Origin of the sequence: Achromobacter spanius, from assembly GCF_029637605.1 — a bacterium.
Classification (GTDB): domain Bacteria; phylum Pseudomonadota; class Gammaproteobacteria; order Burkholderiales; family Burkholderiaceae_B; genus Achromobacter; species Achromobacter spanius_E.
Window position 1 is genome coordinate 5,633,391 of the sequence record NZ_CP121261.1, and the last position, 24,543, is coordinate 5,657,933.

23 protein-coding genes and 2 tRNA genes are annotated in these 24,543 nt (G+C 62.8%); 17 read left to right on the forward strand and 8 right to left on the reverse strand.

The genetic code is table 11. From position 1 onward, the window contains the following. Positions 1 to 37 precede the first annotated feature (37 nt). The 4 genes from P8T11_RS25195 to P8T11_RS25210 all read left to right on the forward strand — a co-directional run bounded on the left by P8T11_RS25195 (position 38) and on the right by P8T11_RS25210 (position 3,607). Complete coding sequence (locus tag P8T11_RS25195) at positions 38 to 2,233, forward strand: glycosyl hydrolase family 28-related protein (RefSeq protein WP_268079501.1); 2,196 nt, start codon at positions 38 to 40, stop codon at positions 2,231 to 2,233. Between the two features lie 110 nt (positions 2,234 to 2,343). Next, positions 2,344 to 2,631: a hypothetical protein gene (locus tag P8T11_RS25200; protein ID WP_268079500.1), complete on the forward strand. Its 288-nt coding sequence runs from the start codon at positions 2,344 to 2,346 to the stop codon at positions 2,629 to 2,631. Continuing rightward, the gene (locus P8T11_RS25205; RefSeq protein ID WP_268079499.1) at positions 2,628 to 3,122 is read left to right on the forward strand and encodes a lysozyme; all 495 of its coding nucleotides are present in this window, start codon (positions 2,628 to 2,630) and stop codon (positions 3,120 to 3,122) included. The genes P8T11_RS25200 and P8T11_RS25205 overlap by 4 nt, the downstream gene beginning before the upstream one ends. Next, positions 3,101 to 3,607 carry a lysis system i-spanin subunit Rz gene (locus tag P8T11_RS25210; RefSeq protein WP_268079498.1) on the forward strand — a complete coding sequence of 169 codons (507 nt, stop codon included), beginning with the start codon at positions 3,101 to 3,103 and terminating at the stop codon, positions 3,605 to 3,607. Before P8T11_RS25205 ends, P8T11_RS25210 begins: the two co-directional genes overlap by 22 nt. 41 nt (positions 3,608 to 3,648) lie before the next feature. Here the strand turns inward: P8T11_RS25210 and P8T11_RS25215 are convergent, their stop codons facing one another. From P8T11_RS25215 to P8T11_RS25230, 4 genes are all read right to left on the reverse strand, one after another. Then, on the reverse strand, positions 3,649 to 4,296 hold the full coding sequence (locus P8T11_RS25215; protein WP_268079497.1) for a CatB-related O-acetyltransferase: 648 nt from the start codon (positions 4,294 to 4,296) through the stop codon (positions 3,649 to 3,651). Then, positions 4,293 to 5,660, reverse strand: coding sequence for a hypothetical protein (locus P8T11_RS25220; protein WP_268079496.1), 1,368 nt, complete (start codon positions 5,658 to 5,660; stop codon positions 4,293 to 4,295). The genes P8T11_RS25215 and P8T11_RS25220 overlap by 4 nt, the downstream gene beginning before the upstream one ends. 83 nt (positions 5,661 to 5,743) lie before the next feature. Beyond that, positions 5,744 to 6,052 carry a hypothetical protein gene (locus P8T11_RS25225; RefSeq protein WP_268079495.1) on the reverse strand — a complete coding sequence of 103 codons (309 nt, stop codon included), beginning with the start codon at positions 6,050 to 6,052 and terminating at the stop codon, positions 5,744 to 5,746. 54 nt (positions 6,053 to 6,106) lie between these two features. Beyond that, on the reverse strand, positions 6,107 to 6,796 hold the full coding sequence (locus P8T11_RS25230) for an SOS response-associated peptidase (protein WP_268079494.1): 690 nt from the start codon (positions 6,794 to 6,796) through the stop codon (positions 6,107 to 6,109). Positions 6,797 to 6,875: 79 nt separating this feature from the next. Between P8T11_RS25230 and P8T11_RS25235 the strand changes: the two genes are divergently transcribed. Together P8T11_RS25235 and P8T11_RS25240 are read left to right on the forward strand one after the other, a co-directional pair. Then, on the forward strand, positions 6,876 to 7,253 hold the full coding sequence (locus tag P8T11_RS25235) for a hypothetical protein (RefSeq protein ID WP_268079493.1): 378 nt from the start codon (positions 6,876 to 6,878) through the stop codon (positions 7,251 to 7,253). Then, complete coding sequence (locus P8T11_RS25240) at positions 7,250 to 7,696, forward strand: hypothetical protein (protein ID WP_268079492.1); 447 nt, start codon at positions 7,250 to 7,252, stop codon at positions 7,694 to 7,696. Before P8T11_RS25235 ends, P8T11_RS25240 begins: the two co-directional genes overlap by 4 nt. A 204-nt stretch (positions 7,697 to 7,900) precedes the next feature. On the opposite strand, the gene P8T11_RS25245 is transcribed toward P8T11_RS25240, so the two are convergent. The 3 genes from P8T11_RS25245 to P8T11_RS25255 form a co-directional block, all read right to left on the reverse strand. After that, positions 7,901 to 7,974: transfer RNA gene (locus tag P8T11_RS25245), tRNA-Cys, on the reverse strand. Between the two features lie 55 nt (positions 7,975 to 8,029). Further along, positions 8,030 to 8,105 (reverse strand) — tRNA-Gly (locus P8T11_RS25250). 143 nt (positions 8,106 to 8,248) lie between these two features. Further along, a complete protein-coding gene (locus tag P8T11_RS25255) occupies positions 8,249 to 9,376 on the reverse strand; it encodes a GlxA family transcriptional regulator (protein WP_268079491.1) in 1,128 nt (375 codons plus the stop codon). 291 nt (positions 9,377 to 9,667) lie between these two features. Here P8T11_RS25255 and P8T11_RS25260 point away from each other — a divergent pair, with 291 nt between their 5' ends. The 10 genes from P8T11_RS25260 (at position 9,668) to P8T11_RS25305 (ending at position 21,829) form a co-directional block, all read left to right on the forward strand. Beyond that, the gene (locus tag P8T11_RS25260) at positions 9,668 to 10,945 is read left to right on the forward strand and encodes a serine hydroxymethyltransferase (RefSeq protein WP_277549610.1); all 1,278 of its coding nucleotides are present in this window, start codon (positions 9,668 to 9,670) and stop codon (positions 10,943 to 10,945) included. A 25-nt stretch (positions 10,946 to 10,970) separates the two neighbouring features. After that, the gene (locus P8T11_RS25265) at positions 10,971 to 11,957 is read left to right on the forward strand and encodes a dipeptidase (RefSeq protein WP_268079490.1); all 987 of its coding nucleotides are present in this window, start codon (positions 10,971 to 10,973) and stop codon (positions 11,955 to 11,957) included. A 12-nt stretch (positions 11,958 to 11,969) separates the two neighbouring features. After that, on the forward strand, positions 11,970 to 12,491 hold the full coding sequence (locus P8T11_RS25270) for a 4-vinyl reductase (RefSeq protein ID WP_268079489.1): 522 nt from the start codon (positions 11,970 to 11,972) through the stop codon (positions 12,489 to 12,491). An 8-nt stretch (positions 12,492 to 12,499) separates the two neighbouring features. Beyond that, entirely contained in the window at positions 12,500 to 14,563 is a 2,064-nt protein-coding gene (locus P8T11_RS25275; protein ID WP_268079488.1) for an NADH:flavin oxidoreductase, read from the forward strand. 2 nt (positions 14,564 to 14,565) lie between these two features. Next, positions 14,566 to 16,464: a (Fe-S)-binding protein gene (locus tag P8T11_RS25280; RefSeq protein ID WP_268079487.1), complete on the forward strand. Its 1,899-nt coding sequence runs from the start codon at positions 14,566 to 14,568 to the stop codon at positions 16,462 to 16,464. Then, positions 16,464 to 17,570 (forward strand): electron transfer flavoprotein subunit alpha/FixB family protein, encoded by a 1,107-nt coding sequence (locus P8T11_RS25285; RefSeq protein WP_268079486.1) that lies wholly within the window; start codon positions 16,464 to 16,466, stop codon positions 17,568 to 17,570. Before P8T11_RS25280 ends, P8T11_RS25285 begins: the two co-directional genes overlap by 1 nt. After that, the gene (locus P8T11_RS25290; RefSeq protein ID WP_268079485.1) at positions 17,563 to 18,324 is read left to right on the forward strand and encodes an electron transfer flavoprotein subunit beta/FixA family protein; all 762 of its coding nucleotides are present in this window, start codon (positions 17,563 to 17,565) and stop codon (positions 18,322 to 18,324) included. Before P8T11_RS25285 ends, P8T11_RS25290 begins: the two co-directional genes overlap by 8 nt. A gap of 9 nt (positions 18,325 to 18,333) precedes the next feature. After that, the gene (locus tag P8T11_RS25295; RefSeq protein ID WP_268079484.1) at positions 18,334 to 19,611 is read left to right on the forward strand and encodes an aromatic ring-hydroxylating oxygenase subunit alpha; all 1,278 of its coding nucleotides are present in this window, start codon (positions 18,334 to 18,336) and stop codon (positions 19,609 to 19,611) included. Between the two features lie 9 nt (positions 19,612 to 19,620). Continuing rightward, positions 19,621 to 20,736: a hybrid-cluster NAD(P)-dependent oxidoreductase gene (locus P8T11_RS25300; protein WP_268079483.1), complete on the forward strand. Its 1,116-nt coding sequence runs from the start codon at positions 19,621 to 19,623 to the stop codon at positions 20,734 to 20,736. 100 nt (positions 20,737 to 20,836) lie between these two features. Then, complete coding sequence (locus tag P8T11_RS25305) at positions 20,837 to 21,829, forward strand: GlxA family transcriptional regulator (protein WP_268079482.1); 993 nt, start codon at positions 20,837 to 20,839, stop codon at positions 21,827 to 21,829. Positions 21,830 to 21,849: 20 nt separating this feature from the next. Here the strand turns inward: P8T11_RS25305 and fdhA are convergent, their stop codons facing one another. Continuing rightward, positions 21,850 to 23,046, reverse strand: a complete 1,197-nt coding sequence (gene fdhA / locus P8T11_RS25310) for a formaldehyde dehydrogenase, glutathione-independent (protein WP_268079481.1) — start codon at positions 23,044 to 23,046, stop codon at positions 21,850 to 21,852. Positions 23,047 to 23,292: 246 nt separating this feature from the next. On the opposite strand from fdhA, the gene P8T11_RS25315 reads away from it, so the two are divergent. Further along, positions 23,293 to 24,537, forward strand: coding sequence for a sarcosine oxidase subunit beta family protein (locus P8T11_RS25315; RefSeq protein WP_268079480.1), 1,245 nt, complete (start codon positions 23,293 to 23,295; stop codon positions 24,535 to 24,537). The last annotated feature ends 6 nt before the right edge of the window (positions 24,538 to 24,543 follow it).

The following is a 24,543-nucleotide window of genomic DNA, read 5'->3' on the forward strand; positions in this document are numbered from 1 at the left end:
GGCCCCTTTCGAGGGGCCTTTTTTATTGGGTCAAAGAATGACGACTTATCGAACTGGCAATCCTCTTGGCAGCGTATCCGTGAAGGATCTGTACGACAACGCGGAGAACTTTGATTTCGCGATGAACGACCGGTTAGGCGAATACTGGCAGGACCGGCTTGGACAGCAGCGCCTCTCTTGGTATGGTGCGGAAGAGGCGATTCAGCGTTTCCTGCTGAGCTCCGGGTACCAAGATTTGGGCGACTATGCGGGCGGGATTGTGATCTCGTCCAGGAATCAGATCTTTCGCAAGGACGGCGAGCTTTGGCGCGCAGGGGCGGCCCTTGATCTTCCTTACACCACCTCAGGGGAGTGGGAGGACGAGGGTTCTTCCTTCGTATCTGTTGGAGACGCCGCTCTGCGTCAGGAGCTAGCTTCGGCATCGGTCGCCTCGAGTGGCGCAGCCCTAGTGGGATTTGTGCAAAGCGGAACCGGTGCATCCGGGCGTACTACCTTGGACAAGCTGCGCGACTGCGTTAGCGTCAAGGACTTCGGCGCGGTCGGCGATGGAGTTGCGGACGATACCGCTGCCGTGCAGAAAGCGCTGGACGCCGGCCGCCCTGCCGTCATTTTCCCGAAGGGTACTTATCGTTGGGCTGGGAACGGACCCACCGTCCGTTCCGGAACCAAGGTTATCGGGCGTGGCGCCGTCATTGTGCAGTCGAACTATGACGCCGCTGCCACCAGCTCTGTCGGCACTGAGTATTGCGGCTTGCGTGCCGAGCCGGGCTCTACCGGCATTGAGTTCAATGGGCTGGAACTGCGCGGCCCTTTCTACGGTGCCACGGTCCAACCGATCTACCGGTCCATCGGTATCAGTATTTCCGGACGCTACGATCAGTATTTCTACAACAACCCCAACTATCCCGCTAACCCGCCCACTCCGGTGTCGAGCACTTCATCCGACATTGCCGTACGAGACTGCGTAATTGAGGGCTGGGGGCAGTCCGGCGTCATCGCTGACCAGATCGATCGCTTCTCGGCGAACTTCAATCGAATCCGGCATTGTGGCCGCGATGGCATCCGGATGTACGGCTGTCGAGATTTCGACGTCACCAATAACAAGGTCGACTACATGGCTCCGGGGTTTCCCACCGAAGGGATCGCCCCGAACTACAACGTGTACGGCATCACCACCACCCGGGTCTACCACAGCACCGCAGGCGACGGATCACTGACGGATTATAGGACTTGCGCCTTTGGTCTCGTTGCGCTAAACGCGGTGAACTACTGTTCGACGTGGAAGGCGTTGGATACCCACGGTGGAACGGACATCATTTTTGCCCACAACTCAACATGGGGGGCACATATCCCTATTGGGATTGACAAAGGGGGGTTCTCTGCCGCCCAGGGGTATGCTCCTCCACGCCGAATCAAGGTGCACGGCAATAACTTCATTGCCGACCCTTCGAATGCCGCAGGTAATCGGGCGGGCATCTTCGCGGTTGCCCACGATGCGACCGAAGAGAACTTCGGTGAAGATCTGGAGCTCATCGGAAACCACATCCAGGGCTACGGTGAGCAGACCCGAGACGGCAATGTGGTGGTCAGCAACTATCGCCGAGTCGTGGTCGACGATTTCACGATCAAAGGCGGTCTACGTGCTGGCATCAACTTCCAGGGCACCGTTGAAGACTATGTGATCGGAAATGGGGTGATCCAAGACATTGGACTGACCTCGGGCGGTGCTTGTACCGGAATTAATCTCCAAGGGTCTACGCAGCGCGGTGTCGTGGATGGCGTGGTGTTCCGTAAGACTGATACCGCTGACACCATGATCGCGATTAGTTCGGCAAGCCCGAGCACGGGATACGGCGCTAAGGTCGGTGAGAATCTGTCGTTTTTCGGAAATGTCACCCCCTTCAATTCCACAGGGGCATTCATCAGGCAAGACAGCCCTTTCGTGTTGAAGCCACTGGCCTGGGGGAATGTGAACAACGGTGGTTCCGCCACCCTTGCAGCCGCTAAAGGGATCGCTTCGGTTACGCGTACCGGCATCGGCGTTGTCCGCGTAGTGCTGTCCGCTGCCGCAAGCACCACCAGCACGTTCATCCCCATGGCCATCGGCAAAGGCACATCGGGGCGACTGGTGTCGTGCGCCATCATCGACGAGGTGACCGTGGATGTAATAACGCGCGATCAGACCGGCGCTGCCGTTGATACCGCCTTCTTCTTTAGCGTGATGGGGTTCTGAATGGCCGAGAGAAACTTACTGACGCATTTGTGAAATCCCTCCATGCCCGCTTCGGTGGGCCTTTTTTTCGTCTATAGGGGACGCGATGTTGTCGCTTCAAAGGAAAGATCATGGCTGACGAACATCTGTCCGATGCGTTCATCAAGTCACTGCACGCGCGCGTCGTGCAAATGGAGCAAGACATGGCCAACAACGCGGAAGCCACCGCGCGGAATACGGACTCTATCGAGACGATCCGGCAAAACACACAGGACATCGTTGACACCTTTGCGGCGCTGTCCGGTGGGTTCAAGGTCTTGCAGGGGCTGGGCCGGCTTGCGCGCCCGATCGGGTACATCGCTACCGCGATCGCGGCCACGCTAGCTGCGGTGGCGGCTGTGAAGGGGATTTGGAAATGATCTCGGATAGTCTGAAACGCAAGATTTTAGCGGCTTCGGCCGGTGGCGCGGTTGCCATCGCGGGCGTGCTGGTCACGCACTTTGAACCAGGCAAGGTGCGCGGCAAGCCGTACATCGACCCGGTGGGCGTGCTGACCGTGTGCGATGGGCACACCGGCCCGGATATCGACCCGAAGCGGATTTACACCGACGCGGAGTGCGATGCGTGGCGCGACGCAGATCTGGCCATTGCTGACCGGGCGGTACGCCGGCTAATCACGGTGCCGCTGAATGACTGGCAGCGCGCGGCCTTGATCGACTTCACGTACAACCTGGGCGCCGGGAACTTGGCTGAGTCGACCATGCGGCGCAAGTTCAACGCGGGTGACTATGCCGGCGGCTGTGCTGAGTTGGATCGATGGGTTAAGGGGCGGCAAGGTGGTGTGCTGGTAACGCTGCCAGGCCTCGTTACGCGCAGGGAGGTGGACACATGGATCTGTCTACAGCGTTGATCGGCTGGAAGGGGTACGCCGCTGCTCTGGTGGTGGGCGCCATCGTGGCGGGCGGCGCGGCCTGGAAGGCGCAGAGCTGGCGATATGGTGCCGAGATATCCGCCATGAAGTCTGACCAGTCGGCCCTCGTCGCCGAGTCACAGCGTCAGGCGCGCGAGATTCTTGAGCGGCGCGTCGCCGAGGTCGGCCAGATCAATGAACGAAACGCCAAGGCCGAATGGGCCGCTTACGGGGGTATGCGCAATGAGCAAGTTCAGGATGACAGCCTACGGGCTGATGTTGATGCTGGGCGCCAGCGGCTGCACGTCGCTGCCACCTGCCCCGCCGCCAGCATTGGAGTGCCCAAAGCCGGAGCCAGCGCCCGCGTGGGTGATGGAGCCCGCGCCGAACTTGATCCAACTGCTCGACCGGATTATTTCTCCCTCCGGGCTGGGATCCGGCGAGTGACCGCCCAGCTTGCAGCGTGCCAGGCGCGCTTACCCTAGCGCGGCGCCAGGCGGCGGTGATGGATGCCTGGGCCGGATAATCAGGTGGAGCGGTAGTTCAACGCTTTATGAGTCCTCGCCGACTCAGGCCAGGATTCCATTTCTGCCAGCGCGGTATGGATCTGGCCAATGTCCAAATGCTGCAACAGTTCAGGATCGAACTCGTGCCACCGCAATGCGGACAGCCTGCTCCGAACCACCTCATCTTCAAACCGCCATCTGAAATGCTTTGCGGGCGACCCTAGAACGATCGAGTAGGGTTGAACATCATGGGTCACCACGGCGCCGGCGGCGATGACTGCGCCGTCTCCCACCGTGACGCCTGACATGATGTAGGCGTTATCGCCTATCCAAACATCGTGTCCGATGAGGACGCGGATCCTGCGTACCGGATCCGCGAGCTTTAGGATAGGGCCGTTGCTGTTGTTCTTGAAAAACGGGCTGGTAGACAACGCATTTAGATCGTGAACGCCCGATCCTATCGTGACATTACGACCGATAGAACAGTACCTTCCGACGATAACCGCGCTGCGCACAAAGCCGCTATTCATGTACGACTGGAACCCGAAAGCGGCGCCAGGCAAAATTTCACACTTTCCGAGATTCACGCCTTGTTCGAAACGGAATTTCGAAGGCACGTAACCTTCCAAAGCGGTGAGCCCCATTTCTACAAACTTCTGGCTCTTCATGCTGCGTCCCCGATGAATCTAGCTATCGCGCGATCAATTAGCTTCAACGTCTCGTCTTTCCCGAGAACAGTGTGGCCGCCTCGAACAGGGTGGTTGATCGAATAGAACTCGGTCAGAACCTGCGTATCTCTTAGGCTGGGAAATTCGACCATCAGTTCGCACACCCCTGAGACGAACTTAGCGAAGTGTCGTTTTAAGTGGTTCGTATCGTGGGAGTTCTGTAGATACCAGATATTGGGAATGTGCTTGTACTTCCTGAATGTTTCGAGAGCGGACCAGCGATCGGGATACAGAGTGGTGGCTTCGCTCAGGCTCTTCCCGCCGTAGCAGTATGCCAAAAGGTGATCGACCGCCGCGGCTACGTGGTAGTCCGACATATCCACTTGCGGGATCTGCACCAATGCATGCGACCCCTTCACCATCGTTGCCATCTGCATCGATGTGAATCCGCCGGCGGACGATCCGAAAAATAGGATCTTGTTTGGCTCGATGCCGCTTGAACCGGCGATATCCCGTATCAATTCTGCGGCGGTCTCCATGTAGAAATGGTCTTCCGTTCCTTGAAACCATCCGCCTTCCATCACGTCTGACAAGTACAAGGTTGGGTCGTTCAGAACCAAGCAGGAGTATGGCAGGTCGTCGACCCAGGACCAGCGATGGAAGACGGGGGGTTTAGACGCTGGCCGCGTGATAGCGGACTGCCCGAACACCACCAGCGGAACGTCATTGCCCCTGAGCCGACCATAAAACTCAAAGTCAACACCATGGCGGTTGATCGTGAATTCGGCGGACGTGTGCTTGGGCATATCCTGTGGGCGACCGAGCCGTATCTTGGGCGCGTTGTACTCTCCCTTGTCGACCGGCCCCCGCTTACCCGCCAATGCCTTCACCATTGCTGGCTGGTTTTCGATGACCTTTTCGATATGCCGAAGGATGTAAGCTCTGTGACTAGCGCCGGCCGGGAGCGATATGCGGGTCAACCTCGGATGGGAAGGCCGCATGCCGCTTTTTGGACTTAGTAGCAGAACCCGAAAATCCAGCTCCGGATAAAGCTGCTCGATGGTGGAGCTGAACGCGTCCAGGTCGTCGGTATCCGCACACTCGACTGCATCGTCAAATCCGCTCAGATACAGCAGTAAGGTGCGTCCGGGTTCAGTGGAAGGCGGGAAAAATTTTTGGACGCCTGTGATTCCAACGCGAGACTGAGAATTCGCCCACTCTGCTAAACCGTCACGGTGAGCCGGGATATCGGAAACTGCGGTTGTAATCGGCGAATACTGCAATGCCTTGAAGTACTCTGCGAGCTGCGTGTTGCGACCCAGAGCGCAAATATAGTCAAAATGCTCGGTGTGGATGATTGACATAGCGTCGACGTTTAGGCGGAATTGGATCGCCGCGAATTTGACGGAGCCGGGATTGTCTCATTTCGTTGGCATGTATGGGCCGATCAGCGCTCTATCCACTGCATCCACCACCCTTGGTAATAGCGCTTGCCGTCGATTTCTTCAAAGCCGCAGACCATCATTCCGCGGTCGGATGCGAAGGTCAGCAGCTCTGGCTGCAATAGGTCAGGAATAGGGCTTTTCCTAGTCGCGCCGAATGTGGCGAGGCTGTCCATGGTCATGACGCGCACGTACCTCTTCAAGTCATCTCGCATGATCGAGTACATGCGCACGGTGCCGGTGGTGGTGGGGCCGGGATCGCGGTCAGGGCGCTTTTCGCCCAGGCAGTGGGTGCGGGTGACGGTACAGAGCATCGTTTGCTGCCTAAATACTGGATAAAAAAACAGTATATTGCAGCAAAAACGGGGTCACTTCATCGGCGTTGCGACTAGCTTGTCGGAGGGAATGGGGACCAGGAGGTCGCGGGTCGCTTCGACCGGCGCGGTCAGCCAGTCGCCGTATGCGCCTTCCGGCAGGATGACGACCATGCGCTTTTCCTTGCCGGGCTGATGGTAGAGCCGGAACAGTGGATCGTTGTCGGCATTGATGGTCAGCATGGTGTAGCTCTCTTGCCACTGGCCGGCCTCGTCTCGGTACCGATCCCAGATGCCGGCTATGCCGAGCGGCGCACCATCCGCACGTGTGAATCTGGTCGGCACCGATTTATCGGTCTGGAACCTGGCCTTGGTTTCCTCGCGATGGTCAGGCTCGAATATCGCGTCTGCCGGGATGATGCAGTGCTGGGCACGGCGCCAGGCGTTGCCGAACGTGAACGACTTTCGCGCGGTCTCACTGCGAGCGTTGAACGTCGAAAGCTTGCCCACCTTGTCCAGCCCATCGGGCTTGGTCATGGCGCTGATGAGACCCCAGCGGCCGGCCACGGCTTCCCGCTCCGGTACAGCCTCGTCGCCCGCGTCATGCTCCACCGGTCGCCGCACGAACACGCCCTGGTAGCGCGGCCACATGTCGTACTTGCCGATCGCGGCTGTCTTGTCGCGCACGCCGAACTTCTTAAGCAGCAGCTCAGCGTCTTTCAGGGTCTGGTAGTGGCTGCACATGGATTTCCGAGAGTAGCGTTTGTGTAGATACAGCGCGTCCTCAACACGCTAACATATGCGTCTCGTTCAAGGACATCGTATGACGCACAAACTGAAAGTGTCGCTAGGCTCTCGTAACCTAATTGACACGTTGGAGTTGCTCGTTCCCCGTGGGGAAGTCGCGCATGTCGACATTGAGCTTGGCGAAGAATACACGGCTCATCCGAACTCTTCGTTTGTTCGCTTTGACATTGTGTTTGAGGAGTCAAAAGAACCTCAAACTGTCGAGTTTCGACCAGTGGGCACCCGAGTTCACATGATTCTGAAAAATTGGAATAACCCCCTGGGAACGGCTCTCAACACTCCCTTTCAACTGGTGACGACGCCGAAGGGTAGAGTTGAGTTGATGATGGCCAACTACTCGATCGGCGAAATGAACCACATGACGCTCCAATTCTGGTGGAGCGGGGTGGCGTGATGCAGGAGACCGTCGTTCGGGAATGGAATCTACCCAATGGATCAATCCCGATCAGCGGGATTTCTACCAACACAGAGAATCACCTAATCAACGTCACCGAAGATAAATTACGACTGATTTTTCGGGACGACCGGAAATCGGTTGAATCTTCGAAGGCCTGGATTCCTTCGGCTAGCGTGGCCCTAAGTCTCGTCGTGTCGATGGTCACTACCGACTTCAAGTCGATCTATGGACTTTCGGCGGACCAATGGAAAACCGCGTTCGTCATTGTCGTTGCGATCGCCATTTACAAAGCGATCTGGCAACTATGGCGAATTTTCCGCAATCCTCCGATGAATGAGTCGCAGTTTGTCGCAGCCGTCGCGGGGGCAGCAGGACAGCTGCATTCCAGCAAGTCGCCCACCGATACTCCTACGAGTTCAACTGCGAACCAGAAAGAGTGACCTGCGGGGATTCACCGTGGGACGGTTTGATTTCCTGGCCCATGCCAGTGGGTACAGGTCCAGCAGCCGCCGAGCTTTGGGGGCATAGGCTTGAAGTAGGACATAGCTGTATGAATGTACAGCTATCTGCATTCGAATGGCAGAATTTCCCCACACCGCGCCAGAAAACAAAAAGGCCCGCATCGCTGCGAGCCTTAAAGATACTGGAGGCGCAAGCCGGAATCGAACCGACGTACACGGATTTGCAATCCGCTGCATAACCACTCTGCCATTGCGCCAGCACTTGCAAGAAAAAAGGAAGCGCGGTGTTGGCCGATGCTTCCTTCTTGTATTTGGAGCGGGAGACGAGTCTCGAACTCGCGACCTCAACCTTGGCAAGGTTGCGCTCTACCAACTGAGCTACTCCCGCGTTGTACTGCTGTTGCCGTACTACCTACCACTGCTTACCTACCACTGCTGAAATTTATGAAAATTTTCAGCGGGTTTCGGTGAAGTTCGAGAAGCTTTTCTCGAAGGCCGTGTTCACCAAAGACAGCGATTATACACAGAATTTTAGGCTTGTGTAGCGCTGCGGGCGGAGCGGGAAAAAAAGGCGTTTGGGTCCAGATCCGTGCCCGGGCGGGGCCCCAACCCGGCATTCAACCCGGCATCCAACCCGGCCCCCGATCCTGGCAACCGCCCCGGGCCATGGCGATCATGGTCGAACGACTGCGGATTGCGCCGTTCCGAACTGGGGGCGGCCCCATACAGCGCACGATACGTCTTGCTGAAATGACAGGCCGACTGGAAGCCGCAGGCGGACGTGATGCTGGTGATCGACATTGGCGTCTGGCGCAGCAGTGCGCGGGCGTGCCGCAACCGCAGGCTTAGATAGTGCTGCTTGGGCGTGGTGCCCAGGTGCTCGCGGAACAAGCGTTGCAATTGACGCTGCGAAGCCCCTGACAGATGCGCCAGCTCGTCCAGCGACAAGGGCTCTTTCAGGTTGACCTCCATCAGTGCGATGACCTCGGCCAGCGCGGGATGCGCGGCGGGCATGCGCATTGACGCGGGCATGCGCTGCTTGTCCTTGTGGTCGCGTACATGTCCGATGGTGAACTGGTTGGCGATCAGGGCGACGATGCCGGCGCCGACGGATTCGCCCACCAGGTTCAACATCAGGTCCAGCGGCGCGGTGCCGCCCGTGCAGGTAATGCGGTCGCGGTCGATCACGAACAGGTCTTGCGACAAGCGGCTCTTGGGGAACTCGCGTTGCAGCGCCACCAGGTCTTCCCAGTGCGACGCGCAGGTATAGCCATTGAGCAGGCCGGCCCGCAGCAGCGTGCGGGTCCCTGTGCACAGGCTGCCCAGTGTCACATCGCGCGCGGCCAGGTGTTGCAGCCATTGCAACGTGGCGTGGTCGACGTCGGCGTTTGCGCGCGTGCCGCCGCAAACGAACACGGCGTCGGGCGGATCGGCATCGTTGAGCACGCCGGCGTGCACGGTCAGCCCGTTGCTGGCCACGACCGGCCCGGATGATGTGCTGACGACGGACCATCGGTAATAAGGCTGGCCCAGCAGATGGTTGGCCATGCGCAGCACTTCAATCGCGGTCATGAACGACAGCATGGTGAATTGCGGCAAGGGCAGGAAACCGAAGTGCCGAAGATGCTGGCGATCCGGGCTCGGCAAAGGGGCTGTCATGGCGAGGCTCCTTGGGCGGATGTAGTCGCACTGGGATGCCGGCTCGGAGGATTCGGCATGGGACCGTTGCATCGTAGGCCAGCCTTGCGCCTGTGCCCTTAGGACGAATACGAAAATTTGCAGAACATTGATGCAGGCGGCTTGCCGGCCGATGCCGATTGCACCTGTCGCAATCGGACAAGATCTGGTCCGGTTCAGATAACAGCGTCCAGGACCTTTGGGAAAGAATGCTCCACAGGGCCGGTTCATGCCGGATTTCCGAACGCCGTTGCTACCGAAGGCAGGGTCGTCATGTTCCAGTCCTCGTCGTCCTTTTTCTCCGCTCCGCTGGCCAAGCGCGACCCTGTCGTGATGGCCATGCAGGAACGCGAACTGCGCCGTCAACAGACGCAAATCGAATTGATCGCGTCTGAAAACCTGGTGTCGCGCGCCGTGATGGAAGCGCAGGGCTCGGTGTTGACCAACAAGTACGCCGAAGGCTATGTGGGCCGCCGCTTCTACGGCGGCTGTGAACACATGGACGAAGTGGAATCGCTGGCGCTGCTGCGCGTGCGCGAGCTGTTCCAGGCCGACTACGCCAACGTGCAGCCGCACTCGGGCGCGCAGGCCAACGGCGCGGTCATGCTGGCCTTGCTGGAACCCGGCGACACCGTCCTGGGCATGTCGCTGGATGCCGGTGGGCACCTGACCCACGGCGCGCGGCCCGCGATGTCGGGCCGGTGGTTCAATGCCGTGCAGTACGGCGTGCGCCAGAGCGACAGCCTGATCGACTACGACGAAGTGCGGCGCCTGGCGCTGGCGCACCGGCCCAAGCTCATCATCGCGGGCTTTTCCGCCTACCCCAGGCAACCGGACTTCGCCCGGTTTCGCCAGATTGCCGACGAAGCTGGCGCGCTGCTGATGGTGGACATGGCGCATATTGCCGGCCTGGTCGCGGCCGGCAAGCATCCAAGCCCGGTTCCGCATGCGCACGTCGTGACCTCCACCACGCACAAGACGTTGCGCGGTCCGCGAGGCGGCTTCATCCTGACCAACGATGGCGCGATCGCCAGGAAGATCAATTCCGCGGTATTTCCCGGACTGCAGGGCGGCCCGCTGATGCACGTGGTGGCCGCCAAGACCGTGGCTTTCGGCGAGGCCCTGCAATCGGACTTCAAGCGCTACATCGACCGTGTCCTGACCAATGCCCAAACTCTGGGCCACGTGCTGATGGCCGGCGGCATCGACCTGGTTTCGGGCGGTACGGACAACCACCTTCTGTTGCTGGACCTGCGTTCCAAGGGGCTTACCGGCGCCCATGTCGAGCGCACGCTGGAGCGGGCGGGCATCACCTGCAACAAGAACGGCATTCCTTTCGATACACAAAGCCCTTCAGTGACCTCCGGCATCCGCCTGGGCTCGCCGGCCGCCACGTCGCGCGGCTTTGGCGAGGACGAATTCCGCGCCATCGGGGAAATGATCGTCCACGTGATCGACATGCTGGTCACCAGCCCTGACGAGCACGAAGCCACCGAGCGGCGTATCCGAAGCGAGGTCCAGGCGCTCTGTCAGCGCCATCCCATCTACTGAGCGGCACAATCCCAGGGGGAACGGCATGACGACGCTTCATCAGAAAAGTATGGTTATCGATGGCCTGATCATCTCTAAATGGGACCGGTCGGTATTCGAAGACATGGCGCGGGGCGGGCTGACGGCGGCCAACTGCACGGTGTCGGTATGGGAAGGGTTCGAACAAACCGTCGCCAACATCGCCGCCATGAAAGCGCTGGTTCGCGCCAACAATGACTTGGTGACGTTGGTGCGCACTACCGAAGATATCCGCCAAGCCAAGCGTGACGGCAAGACGGGCATCATCCTGGGCTTTCAGAACGGCCACGCTTTCCAGGACAACCTGGGCGCGGTCGAAGCCTTTGCCGACATGGGGGTGCGCGTGATTCAGCTTTGCTACAACACCCAGAACCTGATCGGCACGGGCTGCTACGAACGCGACGGCGGCTTGTCCGGCTACGGCCGCGAAGTGGTGGCCGAGATGAACCGGGTCGGCATCATGGTGGACTTGTCCCACGTGGGCGCCACCACCTCCGAAGAGGCAATTCAGGCTTCTTCCAAGCCCGTCTGTTATTCGCACTGCCTGCCTGCTGGGCTGAAAGAACACCCGCGCAACAAGAGCGACGCGCAGTTGCGCTTTATTGCAGAGCACGGCGGCTTCATCGGCGTGACGATGTTTCCGCCCTTTCTCAAGCGCGGCGTGCAGGCCACCGTGGACGACTATGTCGAAGCCATCGGCTATGTCGTCGACCTGGTCGGCGAAGACGCAGTGGGCATCGGCACCGATTTCACGCAAGGGTATGGCCAGCCATTCTTCGATTGGCTGACGCACGATAAGGGCCGCCATCGCCGGTTGACGGACTTCGGGGCCATCCGCAACCCCGAGGGCATTCAGACGATTGGCGAATTTCCCAATCTGACCGCCGCGATGCAGCGCGCGGGCTGGAGCGAGATCCACATTCGGAAAATCCTGGGCGAGAACTGGCTGCGCGTGTTCGGCGAAGTCTGGCCCTTGGGCGTGCAGGCAGCTTAAGGAGCGACGAAGATGAATCCCCAGGTTCCGATCAACGTCAACGAGCAGACGGGCGTCTGGAGCACGGACGGCATGCCGATGCTGTATGTGCCGCGCCATTTCTTCATCAACAACCATGCGGCGATCGAAGCCGCGCTGGGGCAGGAGGCTTACGCGCGCATCCTGTATGACGCCGGCCATCGTTCCGCTTACCACTGGTGCGATCAGGAAGCGCGCGAACATCGCCTGGCCGGTCTCGCCGTCTATGAGCACTATCTGAAGCGGCTGTCCCAGCGAGGCTGGGGCTTGTTTCGTCTGACCGATGCCGATCCCACCGCGATGACCGCGCGCATCGTGTTGCGCCATTCCGCCTTCGTGCTTGGCCAAGCGCAGGCGAGCGGCAAGTGTTGCCACATGTTCGCGGGGTGGTTCGCGGGGGCCATGGATTGGCTGGCCGACCAGCACGGCGGCGCCACACGCGCGCAGTGCGCGGAAAGCCAGTGCGCCGGAGAAGGGCATGCCCATTGCGAATTCACCGTTGGCCCTGTCGCCTGAGGCCGGTCATGCGTTATCCCCATCTGTTTGCGCCATTGACGCTGAACCGGTTGGTGCTGCGCAACCGCATCGTCAGCACCGCGCACGCCGAGGTACATGCAGAACCGGGCGGCCTGCCCGGCGACCGCTACATCGCCTACTACGAGGAAAAAGCGAAGGGCGGCCTGGGCCTCGCCATCTGCGGCGGGTCCAGCCCGGTGTCGCAAGACAGTCCGCAAGGCTGGTGGCGGTCGGTCAACCTGACGACCGACCGCGTCATCGAGCCGCTGGCAAAGCTCAGCGACGCCATGCACCGCCACGGCGCCAAGGTCATGATCCAGGCGACGCACATGGGCAGGCGCTCGGCCTGGCACGGCGAACACTGGCCGCATCTGCTGTCACCTTCCGGGGTGCGCGAGCCGGTGCATAGGGGCAACGCCAAGACCATCGAAGTGGAGGAAATCGGGCGCATCATCGGCGACTTCGCCACGGCCGCCAAGCGGGTGCAGCAGGCGGGCATGGACGGCATCGAGATATCGGCCGCGCATCAGCATCTGATCGACCAATTCTGGAGCCCCCGCACCAACTTCCGCAACGACGCCTATGGGGGCAGCCTGCGCAACCGTTTGCGCTTCGGCCTGGATGTGTTGCAAGCCGTCCGCGAAGCCGTGGGCGCCGACTTCTGTGTGGGCCTGCGCATGTGCGGGGACGAATTCCACGACGACGGACTTGATCACGAAGCCTTGCGCGAGATTGCGCAGGCCATGGCCGAGACGGGGCTGATCGACTACCTGGGCGTGATCGGGTCGGGTGCGGATACGCACAATTCGCTGGCCAACTGCATGCCGCCGATGGCGCTTCCGCCCGAACCCTTTGTTCACCTGGCGGCCGGCATCAAGTCGGTGGTGCGGATTCCGGTGATGCATGCGCAAAGCATTCGCGACGCGGTGCAGGCCGAACGCTTGCTGGCCGCGGGCCACGCTGACCTGGTGGGCATGACCCGCGCGCATATCGCGGACCCGCATCTGGTCGTGAAAATCCGCGACGACCGCGAAGACGAAATCAAGCAGTGCGTAGGCGCCAATTACTGCATTGACCGGCAGTACGACGGGCTGGACGTGCTGTGCATTCAGAACGCGGCGACCGCCCGCGAGGAAACCATGCCGCACGTGGTTGCGCGTTCTCGCGGGCCCCATCGGAAAATTGTGGTGGTGGGCGCGGGGCCAGCCGGCATGGAGGCCGCGCGCGTCTGTGCCGAGCGTGGGCACGACGTGGTGCTGTTCGAGCGGGGCGCGGCCATCGGCGGCCAGATCCTGCTGGCGGCAAAGGCGCCGCAGCGCGAGCAGATGGACGGCATCGTGCGGTGGTTTGCGCTGGAACTCAAACGCCTGGGCGTGGACTGCCGGCTGGATACGTTGGCCACCGAGGACATGGTGTTGGCACAGCGTCCCGATATCGTGGTGCTGGCCACCGGCGGCTTGAGCCATGTGCACGAGCAGCCGGACTGGGGCGTTGCACGCGGCCTGGCCGTCAGTTCCTGGGACATCCTGTCGGGCGCGGTCGAGCCCGCTCGGAACGTATTGGTCTATGACGGCGTCAGCACGCATGCCGGCGCTGGCGTGGCCGACTTCCTGGCCAGCCGGGGCGCACATGTAGAAATCGTGACGCCCGACCCGAAGGTGGCCGACGACGTGGGCGGCACCACCTTCCCGATCTTCTATCGCCGCCTCTATGCGCGGCAGGTCGTGATGACGCCCAATCATTGGCTCTTGCGGGTCAGCGCCGAGGGCGACAAAAAAGTCGCGCTGCTGCGCAATGAATACACCGAAGAGCGCGAAGAGCGACTGGTCGACCAGGTTGTTATTGAAAACGGCATCACACCCAACGACGCACTCTACGGCATGCTCAAGCGCAAGTCCGCCAACGTGGGGCAGACCGACGTGCATGCGCTCTATGCGGCCGACCCGCAGCCCGCGCTTGGCCAGCCTTTGGGCGACGGCCGCTTCCTGCTCTTTCGCGTGGGTGACTGCGTGTCGATGCACAACATCCACGCCGCCATCTATGACGCATTGCGGCTGTGCAAGGATTTCTGACCATGCAACCGTTCGCCATCGCCATCACTGTGCTGTTCTGGCTGTCGCTGCTGGGTCTGGGCGTGGGCGGCTTGCGTCGGGCCGCGCTATGGCGCGTGGGCCGTCCCGCACCGGTGCGCTGGCGCGACCTGCTGTCTGTGCCCAAGCGGTACTTCGTCGATCTGCACCGCGTGGTGGCGCGCGACCCCTACATTGCCCGCACCCACGTGGCGACGGCTGGCGCGGCCGTTGCGGCGATGGCTCTGGTAGCGGTGAACTACGGCTTGGCGCTGTACGTTCCGGCTTTGGACCATGCCATCGCCGTGGCCGCACTGATCATGCTGGGTGGCCTGCTGTTCGTCTGGCATCGGCGCCGCAAACCGCCCGCGCGCTTGTCGCGCGGAGTGTGGAACCGCCTGCCCTGGATGCTGGGTGCCTTGGCGCTGGGCCTGCTCTTGCTGGGAGGGGTGTCGACGCCGTTGCTATCAGGCGCGGCGGGCGTTGCCACCGTGGCGCTGCTGGCGCTGGGCGCTTGGGAACTGACGGTAGGCGTGGCCCGTGGGGGGCCGATGAAGCACGCGCTGGCAGGCCTGCTGCATCTGGCGTTTCATCCCCGGCCAGAACGATTCGGCCACGCGCCGCCCGGCCAGAAGGCCGCTTTGCGCCCGCTGTCGCTGCTTGCCGACCCGGCGTCCGCGCCCTTGGGCGTGGGCAAGCCGGCAGCCTTCGCCTGGAACCAACTGCTGAGCTTTGACGCCTGCGTGCAGTGCGGCAAATGCGAAGCCGCCTGCCCCGCCTATGCTGCGGGCCAGCCCTTGAACCCCAAGAAGCTGATCCAGGACATGGTGGTGGGCATGGCGGGCGGATCGGACGCCGCTTACGCCGGCAGCCCGATGCCGGGCATGCCCGTGGGCGACCGCAAGGGCGGCGCCCATAGCGCCATCGTGCCGGGGCTGCTGGCCGCCCAGTCGCTGTGGGCCTGCACTACCTGCCGCGCCTGTGTGCACGAATGTCCCATGCTGATTGAACACGTCGACGCGGTCATCGACATGCGCCGCCAGCAGACGCTTGAGCATGGCGCGGTGCCGGGCACGGCGCCCTCGGTGCTGGCCAACTTGCGCGAAACCGGCTCGGCAGGGGGCCATGACCTGGGCGCGCGCTATCACTGGGCCGTGGACCTGAACGTGGCAGAGGCCCAGCCCGGCAAACCCGTGGACGTGTTGCTGATTGCCGGAGAAGGCGCGTTCGGATTGCGCTACCAGCGCAGCCTGCGAGCGCTGGTCAAGGCGATGCACGCGGGCGGGGTGGACTTTGCCGTGTTGGGCGCTTGCGAGACCGACACCGGCGACGTCGCCCGGCGCCTGGGCGATGAAGCCACCTTCCAACTGCTGGCCACCCGCCTCATGCGCACCTTGTCGCACCTGACGTTCGAACGCATCGTCACGGCCGACCCGCACATCTTGCACAGCCTGCGCAATGAATACCCCGCATTAGGCGGCCATTACCAAGTGCTGCACCACACCAGCCTGCTTGCGCAGTTGGCGGGCACGGGCCGCTTGCGGCTGAGGCCAGCCGACCACCCCGAGCCCCTGACCTACCACGACCCCTGTTATCTGGGCCGCTACAACGGTGAAACCGAGGCGCCGCGCGAGCTACTGCGTCACCTGGGCCTGACGGTCAACGAAATGGCGCGGCATGGGCTGAATGGGCGCTGCTGCGGCGGTGGCGGCGGGGCCGCGTTGACGGATATTCCGGGCGAACGGCGCATTCCCGACATCCGCATCCAGGATGCGCGCGACGTCGGCGCACACCGGGTGGTGGTCGCCTGCCCAAACTGCACGGCCATGCTGGAAGGCGTGGTCGGACCTCGGCCAGACGTGCGCGATATCGCGGAACTGGTTGCCGACGCCTTGGAGGCATGATGAGTTGCATACGCAGAGTCGACCCGCGCAGGCCCCATGCCGTAACAGAAGCGGGAATCCGGCGCGTCGTGCTGGGCGAAGGCAGCCCGCACTCTGGCCCGGTCTTGCGGCCTGATACGGCGAAAAAGCCTTTGCGTGCCGCCGAGGCACGGCGCTGCATGCTCGCCGTGGCGCACAGCGACCGTGGCCAACTGGACCCGCACGCGCGCCAGGCCGTGGCTGCCGCTGCCCTGCTGGCCGAGCGAGACACCATCGTGCATTTGCTGGTCTTCGGCGAATTCGACGGCGATGCCGGGGCACTGGGCGCGGACCGCCTCACCGTCATCACCGCGCCGCCCGCCTATGCGCCTGATGCCGAACTGGCCATGTTGTTGGCGCTGATGGAGCGTGACCGTCCGCTGCATGTCTTCCTGCCCGACAACGGCTTGCCCGACGGTGACCTGGGCCGGCGCCTGGCGGCCGCCACGGGCGATACCGCGGCGGCCCATGTGGTGGAACTGAGCGCCGACAGCGTGGCCAGCCCGTATCTGCGGGCGGGTCTGCGCCGGGCGCGCCGGGCCTTGCCGCGCATCGTGCTGCTGGCGCCAGACGCCGTCGATGACCGCTTGCCCTTCATCGGGCATGGCGAGGGCGCGCGGGTCATGCCGCTACCGATGAGCTCGGCCTACCGCGATCACGGCACCCGCACGCTACCCGCCATGGAAGTGGGCCTGGAAGAGGCGGACCTGATCGTGTCCGCGGGCAACGGCGTGCGCGACTTGTCCGGCTTTCAGGCCTTGGCCGACGCGTTGGGCGCTGCAGTGGGTGCCAGCCGCGTCGCCGTTGACGACGGGCGCTTTTCTCGGGGCCAGCAGATCGGCGCCACGGGCAAGACGGTCAGCGCCAGTGCATACCTGGCATTCGGCATCTCGGGCGCGGTGCAGCATCTGCAAGGCATCAAAGATTGCCGCCACGTCATCGCCGTCAACCTGGACGCCAGCGCGCCGCTGGTCAGGCGCGCCGATCTGAGCATCATCGACGACACCAAACGGGTGGCCGAGGCGCTGCTCGCCGAAGTCAGGCAGGCACGTGCCGCCCGTAGCAACCCCGAGGCCAGCCATGACTAAGCCGCGCATCGTGGTGCTGGTATCGGTGGGCGAACATCCCGTCAGCGGGGTAGCGCGTTCCAGCCGCAACGATGCGCTTGCGCTGGCATTGGCGCGAATGCTGGCGGGCGATGAGGTGGATGTGGTCCATGCGGGCGACCCCGCCGCCCAGGCGCTGCGCGACTACCTGGCGCTGGGCGCGGCCGTGATCGAGGCTATTGACGTTGCCCACGGCCGCGACGTGTTGCAAGCACTGGCCGAGCATGTGCGCGGCTACGACCTGGTGCTATGCGGCACGCGGGCGGAAAGTGGTGCGGGCAGCGGCCTGCTGCCTTATCTGCTGGCGCAGGCCTTGCACAGGCCGCTGTTGCCCGCTGTGCTGTCGGCAGAGATACACGCGGGCAGCGTCGTCACCCAACAATGGCTGCCCAAAGGCAGGCGGCGTGAAGTCGCCGCCACGCTGCCGGCGGTGCTGGCGGTGCACCCCCTGGCCTCGCTGGACGTGCGTCACGTCTATGCGCGGCAGCGCGCCGGCCGGATCGTGGCGCGCGAGTCAACGGCGGTGGCCGCTCCGCTTGCCCCGCTGCGGATCGAAGCGGCTCATGGGCGCCCACGCAAATTGGCGGCGCGCGAATCTCGGTCGGGCCATGCTCGGCTGTTGGCCGCCATCACGATGGAAAGCCGAGGCGGAGCCGTCATCACCGAGGGCAGCGCCATTGAGAAAGCGCAGGCGGTCATCGCCTACCTGCGCACCCACAGCCTGATCGATTACTGAGGTGGATCAATGACCATCATTCAGCCTATTCCCATTGCTCGCCCGTCCGTGGACGACTCGGTCCGCGCCCTGATCGCCCGGCGCCGCCAGGGCTACAGCCTCGAGGCCGATTTCTACCTGAGCCCAGCCATATTCGATGTGGACATGGAAGAGATATTCGGGCGCCACTGGATATTCGTGGCCGTCGAACCTGACATTCCTGAACCCGGCGACTATCTGGCGGTGGAGGTGGGGCGGCAGTCCGTCGTGCTGGTTCGCGACGACGACGGGCAGGTGCGCGCTTTCCACAACGTATGTCGCCATCGCGGCGCGCGCCTTTGCGTGCAGCCGCAGGGGGCGGTCGGCAACCTGGTGTGTTCCTACCATCAATGGACCTACACGCTGAACGGCAAGCTGGCCTATGCCGAGCACATGGGCGAAGGGTTCGACAAGAGCCTCTACAGCCTGAAGCCCGTGCGGGTCGAGAGCCTGAGCGGCCTGATCTTCATCTGCCTGAACCCGGATGCCCCCGACGACTTCGCGGTGATGCGCGACCAGGTGGAACCCTATCTGCGGCCGCACCAGATACGCGACTGCAAGGTTGCCTCGCAGATCGACATCATTGAAGACTGCAACTGGAAGCTCACCATGGAGAACAACCGCGAGTGCTATCACTGCGCGGTAAATCATCCCGAGCTGACCGTGTCGCTGTTCGAGTTCGGGTTTGGCTATCAGCCATCGCCCGCGAACGCCGAGCAAATGCAGCACTTCGACCGGATATCGGCAGAGCGTTGCCAGGAATGGGAGGCCGCTGGCCTGCCCTCGGCCGAGCTTGAAGCGCTGGATGGCTGTGTCACGGGCTACCGCGTGCGGCGGCTGCCGCTGGATCTTGCCGGTGAATCGCAGACGCTGGACGGCAACGCGGCGTCGAAGAAGTTGCTGGGCGGGTTGTCGCGGCGCGACCTGGGCGGCTTGTCGCTATGGACGCAGCCCAACGCCTGGTTCCACTTGATGAGCGACCACATCGTTGCTTTTTCGGCGCTGCCGCTCGGGCCCGAAAAGACGCTGGTGCGCACCCGTTGGCTGGTGCACAAGGACGCGGTTGAAAACGTGGACTACAACGTCGACAACCTGACTGCCGTGTGGCGTGCCACCAATGCGCAAGACCGGGCGCTGGTCGAACTTTCGCAGCAGGGGGTACGCAGCCCGGCGTATCAGCCCGGGCCTTATTCGCCTTACACCGAGAGCCTGGTCGACAAGTTCTGCAACTGGTATGTCGGCCGCCTGGCGGCACGCTACCTGGACTAAGAGGCCGCCATGCCGCACGCGCTTTTACGCATCCATCAACCGGGTTTCTGGCAGCGGCTGCCGTCGCCGTGGGACAGCAACGTCGAGGAAACCCTGCTGTGCTGCCAGGTGCGGCAAGAGACGGCCGACGTAAAAAGCTTCTTCTTCCGCTCGCGCGCCGGACATGCATTCCAGTTTTCGCCGGGCCAATTCCTGACGCTGGAGTTGGATATCGACGGCGTACCGTTGAACCGCTGCTACACGATTTCATCTCCGCCGACTCGGCCGCACACCTTGTCCATCACGGTCAAGCGCGTGCCGGGAGGCAAGGTGTCGAACTGGCTGCATGACCGCCTGGAAGTGGGGGATGCGGTGCGGGTGCTGGGGCCGGCAGGCGAGTTTTCGTCGGCCCGGCATCCCGCCCAGCGGTATCTTTTCCTGTCGGCCGGCTCCGGCATCACGCCCCTGATGTCCATGGTGCGCACCCACCGCGACCTATGCGACGACCGCGATACGGTGTTCGTGCATAGCGCCCGTACGCCGGACGATATTATTTTCAGCCGCGAGCTGGCCTTGCTGTCGGCCAGCCAGCGTCAATTTCGCGCGCACTTCGTCTGCGAATCACTGGGCCAGCACGCAGGATGGCACGGGTTGACCGGGCGCCTGAGCCTGCCGCTGCTGGAACTGATGGCGCCTGATTTCCTGCAGCGCGAAATCTTCGTTTGCGGACCCGCGCCCTACATGCTGGCGGTGCGCAACATGCTGGTGTCGACGGGCTTCGACATGGCGCGCCATCACGAAGAGAGCTTCTCGTTTGAAACGCTGTCCAAGCCCGCCGAGGCCGTCGCTGCAACCGACGCGGCGTTGGCAAGCGCGGCCGAACCCGCCTTCAGCATCCACTTCCAGAAAAGCCAGCGCACCATACAATGCGCCGCCGGTCAGCCCTTGCTGGACGCCGCCCGTGACGCGGGCCTGCGGCTGGCGGCGTCTTGTACCCAGGGCCTGTGCGGCACCTGCAAGGTGCGCTTGCTGGATGGGCGAGTGGATATGCGGCACCAGGGCGGAATCCGCCAACGCGAGATCGATCAAGGCATGGTGTTGCTGTGCTGCAGCCGTCCGTTAAGCAATTTGCTCATCGATAAATGATGGGGATCAAGATTCAATGACTACGCACCGAGCTTTCGCGCGCCTTTCCGCTGAGTCCTGGCCTAGGCTTCAGCCCGGGTTTCAGCCCGGGTTTCCGCCCGTGTCTCAATCAAATCCCGAGCCCGCGTGGCACACGGCCGGCGTGCCGCAACTGCATTTCGGATTCTTGCTGTTGCCGAAGTTCTCAATGATCGCGTTTTCCGGCGCGGTGGAAGTGCTGCGCATGGCCAACTACGTCAGTCGGCGCGAGCTGTATCGCTGGTCTGTCATGACCTTGGACGGGGCCGCGGTCGAGGCCAGCAATCACTTGCTGATCGGGCCGCTGGCGCCATCCGGAAGAGAAGACGGCTGGGACGCGGTATTCGTCTGCGGCGGTATACAGGTGCAGGACCACGTCACGGGGTCCGTCGTCAGGCTGCTTCAGGGCCTGGCCCGCCAAGGCGTGGCGTTGGGGGGAATCTGTACGGGCAGCTATGCACTGGTCAAGGCCGGCCTGATGGCGGGCTACCGCTGCGCCATGCACTGGGAAAACCTGTACGCCGTGCGCGAGGAATTTCCTTCCGTTGAGCTGACGGAGGAACTGTTTGCCATCGACCGCGACCGCCTGACAAGTTCGGGTGGCACTGCGCCTATCGACCTGATGCTGGGCATTACCGCGGAGCGCTTCGGAATGGCGCTGGCCGACGGCGTATCAGAGCAGTTCGGCCTGGATCGGATCCGGGCGTCCACGGAACCGCAGCACATTCCCATGGTCGCCAGGGTGGGGTTCAACCGAGAAGAACTGGTCAATGTGGCGCAACTGATGGAAGCGCATATCGAAGACCCGCTGACGTTCAAGCAGATTGCCGGCCAAATCGGCTTGTCGCAGCGGCAGTTGCAACGCATGTTCAAGTACTACCTGGGGATGTCGCCCATGCGCTACTACCTGTGGTTGCGGCTGCTGCGCGCCCGCGAACTATTGCTGCAGACGCGCATGACCATCATGGGCGTCACCGTAGCCTGCGGCTTTCAATCGCCTTGCCATTTCAGCAAGGCATATCGCGCCCGCTTTGGTCGTTCGCCCAGCAGCGAGCGGCGCTTCGTACGAGGCTAGGGCGCGGCGGGGTAGGGACATCAGGCGGGCAGCATGGCGTGCGGGTCAATTACGAATTTCTTCGGCGCGCCCGCGTCGAAAGCCGCATAGCCATCGGGCGCGGCGTCCAGCGTGATGACCTGAACCCCCACCACCTGCGCGATATTGATGCGGTCCCAAAGAATGGCTTGCATCAAGGCGCGGTTGTACTTCAGCACCGGTGTCTGGCCGGTGTGAAAACTATGCGCCTTGGCCCAGCCCAGTCCGAAGCGTACCGACAGGCTGCCGCGACGGGCGGCGGGGTCCTCGGCGCCCGGGTCGTCCGTGACGTACAAGCCGGGGATGCCGATGCGGCCGGCAACGCGCGTCACGTCCATCAACGCATTCAACACGGCAGCCGGTGCTTCCGACTGCGAGCCGGTGGCGCCGTGTCCGCGCGCTTCGAAGCCCACCGCGTCGATGGCGCAATCCACTTCCGGTGTGCCCAGCAGCGCCGCAATCTGTTCGCCCAGCGTGGCGTCCAGGGACAGGTCGGCCGTTTCGAAGCCGACCTTGCGAGCATGTTCAAGCCGCAAGGTGTTCATGTCGCCCACGATGACCACAGCGGCGCCCAGCAGGCGGGCGGAGGCGGCCGCCGCCATGCCCACCGGACCTGCGCCGGCCACATAAACGGTACTGCCGGGGCCGACCCCCGCGCTGACCGCGCCGTGGAATCCGGTGGGCAGGATGTCCGACAAACAGGTCAGGTCGCGGATCTTCGCCATGGCCTGGTCGCGATCCGGGAAGCGCAACAGGTTGAAGTCGGCATACGGCACCATGACGTATTCGGCTTGGCCGCCTATCCAGTCACCCATGTCCACGTAGCCGTACGCGCCGCCCGCGCGCGCCGGGTTCACGGTCAGGCAGACGCCGGTGTCCTGTTCCTTGCAGGTACGGCATCGGCCGCAGGCCACGTTGAACGGCACCGAGACCAGGTCGCCAGCCTTCAGCGTTTCAACGTCGCGGCCCACCTCGATCACTTCACCCGTGATCTCGTGCCCCAACACCAGGCCCTTCTGCGCCGTGGTGCGTCCGCGCACCATATGCTGGTCGGAACCGCAGATATTGGTGGACACCACTTTCAGGATCACGCCGTGTTCGATCTTGCGGCCACGAGGGTCCACCAGTTTCGGAAAGCTGATCGACTGCACTTCGACCCGCCCGTCGCCCACATACACCACGCCTCTGTTCGCTGCCATGTCTGCGTCTCCTTGCCGGCTGGGCCGGATGGAGGCGGGCCCGTGCCCGCCAATGGCCGATTTTGGCAAGCCGCAACGCGGGCAACGCAGCCCGGCGCGACACGAACAAGTGGGTACGCGACAGGCGGGTACGTGACAGGCGCCCGGGCCACCCGGTCATTGGCGGGATCCGGCAAGTTCCCGTCCGGCGGGGGAAGGAGCGACGTGCGCCTTCGGAGAAGAATGGGACCCTGCCTAGGAGCCACGATGAGCCGCTATTCCCTGTTCAGCCTGATCCGCAATGGGTTGTCGAACCATGACCGCTGGCCGCGCGCCTGGCGCAGCCCGGAGCCCCGACGCGTTTACGACGTCGTGGTCGTGGGCGGCGGGGGCCACGGTTTGGCTACCGCGTACTACCTGGCCAAAGAGCACGGGCTGAAGAACATCGCCGTGCTGGAAAAGGGCTGGGTGGGCGGGGGCAACACCGCTCGCAACACCACCATCGTGCGCTCCAACTACCTGTGGGATGAATCGTCCCAGTTGTACGAAAAGTCGATGCAGCTATGGGAAGGGCTGTCGCAGGCCTTGAACTACAACGTCATGTTCAGCCAGCGCGGCGTAATGAACCTGGCGCATAACCTGCAAGACGTGCGCGACACCCAACGCCGCATCACCGCCAACCGCTACAACGGCATCGATGGCGAATGGCTGACGCCGGCACAGGTCAAGGAGATCGTGCCGGCCATCAACCTGGACTGCCGCTACCCCGTGCTGGGCGCCTCGTTTCAACGCCGCGCCGGCGTGGCGCGCCATGACGCGGTGGCGTGGGGCTATGCGCGCGCGGCGGATCGGTTGGGCGTGGACATCATCGAAAATTGCCCGGTCACCGGAATTCGACGCGAAAACGGCGAGGTGTGTGGCGTGGAAACGGGCCGTGGGTACATCCAGGCCGCCAAGGTCGCCGTGGTGGCAGCGGGCCATTCCAGCGTGATCGCGGACATGGCCGGCATCCGGCTGCCATTGGAAAGCCACCCGTTGCAAGCCTTGGTGTCCGAACCGCTCAAGCCCGTGATGGACACGGTAGTGATGTCCAACGCCGTGCACGCCTACATCAGCCAGTCGGACAAGGGCGATCTGGTCATCGGCGCGGGCATCGATCAGTACGTCGGCTATGGGCAGCGCGGCAGCTTCCACCTGATAGAAAGCACGCTACAGGCCATTGTCGAGATGTTTCCCGTGTTCAGCCGGGTGCGCATGAACCGCCAATGGGGCGGCATCGTGGACGTGTCGCCCGACGCCTGCCCCATCATTTCAACAACGCCGGTCAAGGGGCTGTACTTCAACTGTGGTTGGGGCACGGGCGGCTTCAAGGCCACGCCGGGGTCCGGATGGGTTTTTGCCTATACCGTCGCCAACAATGCGCCGCACCGGCTCAATGCGCCTTTTTCACTGGCTCGCTTCCAGACCGGCCATTTGATCGACGAGCACGGCGCCGCCGCCGTCGCGCACTGATTGCGG